Source organism: Tunicatimonas sp., from assembly GCF_049647865.1.
GTDB lineage: Bacteria > Bacteroidota > Bacteroidia > Cytophagales > Cyclobacteriaceae > Tunicatimonas.
The window spans coordinates 1-8,062 of sequence record NZ_JBARYM010000743.1 but is presented as its reverse complement, the minus strand read 5'-3'; the positions used below and the strand labels follow the sequence as shown (position 1 = coordinate 8,062).

The following is an 8,062-nucleotide window of genomic DNA, read 5'->3' as shown; positions in this document are numbered from 1 at the left end:
CTTCTACCTTAGGTAGCTTGAGGTCTAAAAGAATAAGCTTGGGATTATAATTTAGTAAAATTCCGCTTTGCAGAGCTTGTAGCACTTCTTCTCCGTCCTTAAACCAAACCACTTCCGCAGTAATATTTTTAGATTGAAGCACCATAGTTATTAGCTCGGCATCGTGAGGATTATCCTCAATGAGCACTACTTCGCTATGTTTTTTCATGAGTTGCCTTAAAATTTGGCTAAATAAAAAATGTGGATAAATATACAGTATTATTTAGGAAGTGAAAAATAAAAGGTAGTACGCTGACCGGGTTGACTCTCCGCCCAAACCTTGCCGCCGTGGCGCTGCGCAATTTTCTGAACGATGGCCAGCCCAACCCCGGTTCCTTCAAATTCATCATCTCGGTGTAGGCGTTGAAAAACCTCAAAAAGCTTATCGTAGTACTCAGGATTGAAGCCTACCCCATTATCCCGCACATAGATGATATGTGTATCATCAGAGGGTTCTTCCCCTACTTCCACCTGCGGGTTTTCCACCCCGCTGCTAAACTTTATAGCGTTTGACAGAAGATTCTCAACTAGTTGCCGTACCATATCGCGGTCGCCTTTTACGGTGGGCAAATAGTGCATCTGCAGACTAGCGCTATTTTCGTAATCATTCAGTTCTTTAAACGAGGCCTCAAATATAGGCTTCAGATCAAGAGATTTGGTGTTCATCGGTTTTTTTCCCAAATGAGAGAACTGTAGCAGGTCATTGATGAGCTTAGCCATCCGACTCACATTTTCGGTAACCACCTTTAGTAGCCGTTTTCCTTCTTTGTCTAGCTGGTCATTGTTGCGTTTCAGTAGCATATTGGCAAAACCGGCAATTGCCCGCAGGGGAGTTCGTAAGTCGTGCGAAATAGAGTACGTAAATGAGCTTAATTCCCGATTGGTAGCTTCCAGTTCCTCAGTACGGTGCCGCAGTTGCTGTTGAGTCTTTGCTAACTTGGTAATGTCGGTAATGGTTGCCATCACGCCGTCGTCCAGCTTTAGGTAACTTGCTTGAAACCACCGGTCAGTACCGTCTTGATTACTATCGAAGGTTCGTTGAGCGGGTTGGCCGTTAGTAGTTACTTCTTTTAGTAGGTTAAATACTCCGTTTTCTCTTACTTCGGGGCGCACGTTCAGCAGCCGTTGACCGGTGAGATCGGCATCGGTGGTCATACCCGCCATTTCCAAGGCTCTTTCATTAGTTTTGAGATACACAAAATCTTCAATCTCGCCCTGTTTATTCCGTACAGCTCCGTAGTGTTGTAATACCGCATCAGATGCATTAAAGACGGCTTCAATCAGGTCGGCACTCTTTTGTACTTTTTCCTCGGCCTGCTTCTGCCGGGTAATATCGCTGTAGGTAAACAGTATTCCGTCGCCCCACTTAGAAACCGTTAAATCCACCCACAGTTGTAAGTGTTCGTGACCGTAGTAAAAAACATCGTGAAACGTTTCGCCGGTTTCGGCTACCTGTACGTATGTCTCAAACAGGCCTTGCTGTTTCACCCCGGGGTGCATAGCCAGCAAGCTATTACCCGTAATATCCGTAGTACCCCGGCCGTTTATTTCTTGGCTCTTCTGATTGGTACGCTGGTAGATGAAATCAGTAATTTCGCCTTGGTCGTCGCGTACCGCAGTGAGGGCATCAATACCTACCGAGGCTGACTCATAAATACTATTGATGAGCTGCTTACTACGCTCTAGATTACTTTCTATTTGTTTCTTCTCAGTAATATCCCTTCCCTCGGCAATAATCCATCGAACCCGCCCTTTTTTATTTAAATTTGGCTTAAGAGAAAAGTCAATGATAGCTTCTTGCTGATCCTGCCCCAGGATATTCAATTCATGACGTACTAGTTCGCCCGCCGCGGCCCGCCTAACCGACCGTCGTAGCTGCTTACGGTCTTCTTCTCGAAACCAAGCGGTTTCCCAAACTCGTCTGTCTAAAATATCATCAACCGTAATACCGGCAAAATCTAGAGCCGTTTGGTTCGCCTCCAGTAGTCTACCGTTCCGATCCATTAGTCCGGTAAACTGGTAGGTACTGTTAAAAATTACTTCGTAGCGCTCTTGAGAGGTACGTAATTGCTTAATCTCTCGTTCAATCTCCTTTTGCTCGGTCAGGTCTTCCATGGTAAGCAGCACCAAGTCGGGCTCGCCGTCAAACTTGACCAGCGTTTGCGCCTTTAGTCGGAGTGATTTTCGGCCTATTCGGGGAAAATCGTATTCTACTTCAAACCCTTGAAAGGGCTGCTTATCGGTGATAACCTCTTCCAGCAAATCATTCAGTTGCGGAATATCCCACTGGTGAGCTCCTAGCTGCTGTAGCTCTCGTCCTTCGGTAGTACGGTCGCTCGTGTCAAAAAATTCGTAGTAGCGTTGGTTGGCACTGAGCACCCGCAAGTTCTCGTCCAAAATGACTTGCATATCGAAAGCATCCTTGTCGTCCAACATGAGCATCTTGTTGGCGGATGCCTCGCTTTCTTTGTTCTCCTGAAAAATTAGCAGGAGCAGATTAGGACGCATATCTTCCAAGAGTAGATGCCGGGCCGTTACCCACAATTTTTTGCCGGATGCTTTAATCTCATCCAACTCTATCCCTAATCCTTCCACGTAACCCGGGTCTTGTAGTGCTTCCTGGTATCTTTTTTCCAGAGTTTTAAGACTTTGCTCTTCCGCAGAAAGCTGGTCAATAGGTTTGCCTTCGGCGGTCTTATGGGTTTCGTCAAAGAAGTAGTAAAATGACTGGCTGGCCGATTGAATACGAAACTCCTTATCTACCACTACTAACAGTTCCAGTGGGCGTTCAGAAGCCCTTTCAGCTTGCTTAGGTTGGGCTGTATTAATCATGAATACTAAAAAATCTTGCTGTGGTGGCCGTTGTCCGGCAAATAAACCTAATAAAAAGAGTGATGTTAAGTTAATTGCAGTATAAGAATTTTATGGTTATTACCATAGCTATCTATACCAAACAGTATGATATCAAATATAAATGATAAAATCTAAAAAATACTCCCACATTCTCTTCGATCTTGACCATACGCTATGGGACTTTGAGCGTTGCGCTACCGAAACGTTGGTTGACCTGTACCAAACGCATCAGCTTACAAGGCTGGGGTGCGCTTCAGCGGAGGCATTCTGCCAAGCTTTTCACCGGGTGAACTATCGCCTGTGGGATTTATACAACCGGGGGGAGTATAATTCGGAACGCTTGCGGCGGGAACGGTTTATTATGGTATTTGATGATCTGGGAGTGTCATACGATAGTGATTTGCCACCCGCTTTAGCGGAAGACTACTTAGCTATCTGTCCCACCAAAGGCTACGTAATTGCCGATGCAGTTGAAGTATTAGATCACTTGCACCAGCACTATCCGCTGCATATTGTTACCAATGGTTTTTCCGATGTGCAAGCTATTAAGCTGGAGCGCGCTAACATAGCGCAGTACTTTCAAACCGTAACTACTTCCGATAATTCAGGTTACCGTAAACCCAACGAAGGAATTTTTCATTACGCTCTAAATCTTATCTCAACCGTTGCTGAAGAATGTATTATGATTGGTGACAATCTGGAATCGGACATTCTTGGGGCGCAGAATGCGGGGATTGATCATATCTACTTTAACCCTGGAAATAAAAACCATACGACCACCGTCACCCACGAAATTACCTCCCTTCGGGAACTCATTGGCATTCTTTAAAATTATACTCTTACTCAAGTGCTAATTTTATGGTTCTCGTTTTTTAATTGGCGCGAATACTGTAAATTAAGCGGGCAAAATATCTCAATACTTACCTAAATTTCAACTTTGTATGTACGTAAATTCCAAAGGAATGGAAGAGAATACCTACGATGCTATTGTCATCGGTTCGGGTATTAGTGGCGGTTGGGCCGCGAAAGAACTTTGTGAAAAGGGACTAAAGACCTTAGTACTGGAGCGCGGTCGTATGGTGGAGCACGTGAAAGACTATCCTACAGCAACGAAAGAACCCTGGGATTTTCCCAAGCGGGAGCGCATGTCACCCGAAGAAAGAAAAGAACACTATCCTAAACAGAGCCGCACCGGCTACACGGTGCGAGACTCTACTAAGCATTGGTTCGTAAAGGACAGTGAGCATCCCTACCAAGAAACCAAACGCTTTGATTGGATGCGGGGCTACCACGTAGGCGGACGATCGATTATGTGGGGCCGCCACAGCTACCGTTTCAGCGACCTGGATTTTGAAGCCAACGCCCGCGATGGCTTCGGAGTAGACTGGCCCATTCGCTACGCCGAAATTGACCCCTGGTATACCTACGCCGAAGGATTTGCCGGTATTCACGGGATGAAAGAAGGCCTCTCTCAACTGCCCGACGGAAACTTCCTGCCACCGATGGATTTTAACTGTCTGGAAAAGCACTTCCGTGAAAAAGTAGCCGAGAACTTCGGCGGACGCGTGGTTACGATGGGCCGAACCGCTAACTTGACGCAAAACCACAACGGACGCACCAAGTGCCAGTATCGTAATCGTTGTATTCGGGGTTGTCCTTACGGAGCGTACTTTAGCAGTAATGCGGCTACTCTACCCGCTGCGGCCGCTACCGGCAATATGACGTTGCGCCCTGATTCTATCGTAACTTCTATTATTTATGATAAAGAAAAACGAAGAGCTATTGGGGTAAATGTACTTGACCGGGAAACCAACGAAGCGATGGAATTCTACTCTAAAGTTGTGTTCTGTTGTGCTTCAGCTATTCCATCTACTTCTATTCTGATGAACTCTAAGTCGGATGCCTTCCCCGATGGCATTGGAGCGAGTAGTGGAGAGCTAGGGCACAACCTAATGGATCACCACTTCCGCACCGGAGCGAACGGTGATTTCGATGGTTTCGCCGATCAGTACTACTACGGACGTAAACCTACCGGATTTTACATTCCTCGCTTCCGAAACCTAGACAAAGCCAGTGAGCAGAAAGATTATGTTCGAGGCTTTGGCTATCAGGGTGGCGGTAGTCGCGAAAGTTGGCAAAGTGCGGTGGCCGAATTGGGCTTTGGCGCGAGTATGAAAGAAAAAATTGTAACACCCGGCCCCTGGCAAATGGGTATGACCGCTTTCGCCGAAACGCTACCGTACCACGAAAACAAAATGACCTTGGATTACGAAAATACCGATAAGTGGGGGCAACCTACCGTTATTTTTGATGCTGAGTTTAAGGAGAACGAAATGGCGATGCGCCCCGACATGGCTAACTCCGCCGCCGAGATGCTTGAAGCAGCCGGTTTCAAAAACGTTCAAACCTACGATGGCGGAAGCTGGCCTGGTCTGGGAATTCATGAGATGGGAACCGCCCGGATGGGACGTGATCCGAAAACTTCCGTGCTGAACAAGTGGAACCAAGTGCACGATGTGCCCAACGTGTACGTAACCGACGGAGCGTGTATGACCTCGGCAGCTTGTGTGAATCCCTCGCTAACATACATGGCCCTAACCGCCCGAGCAGCCGACCATGCGGTGAAAGAACTTAAGAAAATGAATGTTTGATCGCTAATAAAACGAACATGAACAGAAGAGAAGCAATAAAACGAGCTAGCTATATGATGGGCGGAGCCCTATCCGCTCCCGCTATCCTGGGCGTAATGAAGGGGTGTACTCCGAAAAAGGAACTCAACTGGCAGCCCGGATTTTTATCCGAAGATCAGGCCACAGTAGTTTCTGAAGTAGCCGAGCGTATTATTCCCGCTACCAATACCCCTGGAGCCAAAGACGTAGGTGTTCCTGAATTCATTGATTTGATGATGAAAGACATCTACAGCGAAGAAGAACAGCAGCAGTTTGTGGCGGGAATTACTGAGCTAGAAGAAATGAGCCAAAGCGAATATAGCGACGGTTTTGCTGACCTGGAACCCGAGCAGATGGATGCCCTACTTACTAAGCTAGAAGCTGCCGCTCAGGAACCGCAGGAAGACGGAACAAAACCGTTCTTTCGCACCATGAAGGAGCTAACGCTGTTGGGTTTCTGTACTTCCGAAGTGGGAGCTACTGAAGTCCTTCAGCATGTACCCGTACCCGGCCGCTACGAAGGCTGTATATCAGTGGAAGAAGCCGGAGGTCGCGCTTGGGCAGTGTAAGCTATGATAACCACTACCGACCAAAAGCCGGTAGATTTTCACCTTATGTAGGCTCCTGCACTGTTCCGAGACTTTAAATTTGTTGTTGGTTTCTCGGTTTTAAGTCTCGGTACATCATATTCCACGATTAAATGCACAACAGTCTCTTTGTTCTTGTAGGTCTTCTAGTATCCCAATTGGTAACTGGGTGCCAACCGGGTACCTCAAAGGAGGATACTACAGAGGTTGATGATGAGCTTCCCTTTCGCCCTCATATTCTCTGGCTGGTTACCGAAGATATGGGACCTTATATCCCGGCTTTTGGCGATTCTACCACTCAAACTCCCAATTTGAGTAGACTGGCTGCCGAAGGTATCCGGTATCCTAATCTGTTTTCTCCTTCCGGAGTATGCGCTCCGAGCCGAGCGGCCATTGCTATGGGCTTATACCCCTCTAGCTTTGGAGCTAATCACATGCGTACTAGTTCACATCGAGAGTTCACTGGTTTGCCTGCCTATGAAGCGGTGCCGCCGCCTGAAGCAAAAATGATGAGTCAGGTACTGCGTGAAGATGGATACTACTGTACGAATAATCTTAAAAAGGATTACCAATTTCAAGAACCGGTTACGGCTTGGGATGAGTCCGGCCCCTTTGCCCACTGGCGAAACCGAGATGAGGGACAACCTTTCTTTTCTATTTTTAACTTTACTGAAACACACGAGTCTGGTTTGTTCGAGCCTTATGGTTTCCGTCATATAGAACAGCGACATTATAACTCGGGTGATACTACTTTTGATACAAACGCCGGAAGCGATAATATCAGAAGGGGACGGATGAGGGAGGAAGAAACAACGGTACACGTACCCAAAGATTTAGACTTTCCTATTCCACCCTACCTGCCTGATACTGAATTGGTGCGTAGGGATTTATGGAAGATGTACAACAATATTGCTGAAATGGATCGCCAGCTAGGTGCTATTTTAGATCAGTTAGAAGCCGATGGACTGCTTGACAGCACTATTATCTTTTTTTATGCAGACCACGGTGGGCCACTGCCTCGGCAAAAGCGATTGATCTACGATTCAGGACTTAACTCACCGATGATTATTCGCTTTCCCAAAGGTTGGAAAGCAGGAAGTATTGACAAGCAACTGCTGAGTTTCGTTGACTTTGCTCCAACCGTTTTATCTTTAGCAGGTATTAATCCACCGAATTATCTGCACGGTCAAGCCTTTTTGGGTGACCACCAAGCGACTGATAAACGAGACTATATTTACGCGGCGGCTGATCGGTTTGATGAGTTTACTGATGCTATTCGTGCCGTGCGTGATCCGCAGTTTAAATACATTCGCAACTACCGTCCTGAACAAGGATACTATCTTCCCATTAGCTACCGAGAGCAAATACCTAGCATGCAGCAGCTACGAGAAATGTATGCCGAGGGTACACTCAACGAAGATCAAGCACAGTGGTTCCGAGAAGGCAAACCGCCGGAAGAATTGTTTGACTGTAAGAATGATCCCCACGAACTGCATAATCTCGCCGATGATCCGCAATATGCTGAAAAGTTAGCAACCTTGCGTTTTGAATTAGATGAGTGGTTAGAAACCATTGGCGACCAGCCGAACCTACCGGAGCGAGAGCTGGTAGAACAACTTTGGAAAGGCAGCAATGAGCAGCCAGTAACTGCTATACCCGTAATAACTACGGCGGATCAGCGGATCACAATTTCCTGCTCAACCCCCGGGGCAAATATTGGTTACCAACTAGTTTCTAATAAAATCGCGCCTGATTCTTGGAAAGTTTATACCGCCCCTTTTACATTAAGTGAGAATGAATCGATAAGAGTACAGGCTCATCGTATTGGCTACCAGCCTAGTGAAGTAATAGAGGGAAGTTTGTAGCAATAGCGAAGACTATCACGTGAGCAACCTCATATATCAGATAAGCTAT

At 46.7% G+C, this 8,062-nt stretch carries 5 protein-coding genes and 1 pseudogene; 4 read left to right on the top strand and 2 right to left on the bottom strand.

Annotated features, from left to right (window positions below; all coding sequences use genetic code 11):
• Window positions 1-208: pseudogene (locus WBA23_RS21655) on the bottom strand (response regulator); the annotation flags it as partial.
• Between the two features lie 50 nt (window positions 209-258).
• A complete protein-coding gene (locus WBA23_RS21650; RefSeq protein ID WP_424584365.1) occupies window positions 259-2,871 on the bottom strand; it encodes a PAS domain-containing sensor histidine kinase in 2,613 nt (870 codons plus the stop codon).
• A 142-nt stretch (window positions 2,872-3,013) separates the two neighbouring features.
• Between WBA23_RS21650 and WBA23_RS21645 the strand changes: the two genes are divergently transcribed.
• The 4 genes from WBA23_RS21645 to WBA23_RS21630 all read left to right on the top strand — a co-directional run bounded on the left by WBA23_RS21645 (window position 3,014) and on the right by WBA23_RS21630 (window position 8,013).
• Window positions 3,014-3,721 carry a YjjG family noncanonical pyrimidine nucleotidase gene (locus tag WBA23_RS21645; RefSeq protein ID WP_424584364.1) on the top strand — a complete coding sequence of 236 codons (708 nt, stop codon included), beginning with the start codon at window positions 3,014-3,016 and terminating at the stop codon, window positions 3,719-3,721.
• Between the two features lie 112 nt (window positions 3,722-3,833).
• Window positions 3,834-5,543, top strand: a complete 1,710-nt coding sequence (locus WBA23_RS21640) for a GMC oxidoreductase (RefSeq protein WP_424584363.1) — start codon at window positions 3,834-3,836, stop codon at window positions 5,541-5,543.
• 17 nt (window positions 5,544-5,560) lie between these two features.
• Complete coding sequence (locus WBA23_RS21635; protein WP_424584362.1) at window positions 5,561-6,130, top strand: gluconate 2-dehydrogenase subunit 3 family protein; 570 nt, start codon at window positions 5,561-5,563, stop codon at window positions 6,128-6,130.
• 131 nt (window positions 6,131-6,261) lie between these two features.
• Window positions 6,262-8,013, top strand: a complete 1,752-nt coding sequence (locus WBA23_RS21630; RefSeq protein WP_424584361.1) for a sulfatase-like hydrolase/transferase — start codon at window positions 6,262-6,264, stop codon at window positions 8,011-8,013.
• The last annotated feature ends 49 nt before the right edge of the window (window positions 8,014-8,062 follow it).

Coding starts and splice junctions, on each gene's coding strand:
- WBA23_RS21650 (WP_424584365.1), bottom strand. CDS start 2,871: ATGATTAATACAGCCCAACCTAAGCAAGCTGAAAGGGCTTCTGAACGC.
- WBA23_RS21645 (WP_424584364.1), top strand. CDS start 3,014: ATGATAAAATCTAAAAAATACTCCCACATTCTCTTCGATCTTGACCAT.
- WBA23_RS21635 (WP_424584362.1), top strand. CDS start 5,561: ATGAACAGAAGAGAAGCAATAAAACGAGCTAGCTATATGATGGGCGGA.
- WBA23_RS21640 (WP_424584363.1), top strand. CDS start 3,834: ATGTACGTAAATTCCAAAGGAATGGAAGAGAATACCTACGATGCTATT.
- WBA23_RS21630 (WP_424584361.1), top strand. CDS start 6,262: ATGCACAACAGTCTCTTTGTTCTTGTAGGTCTTCTAGTATCCCAATTG.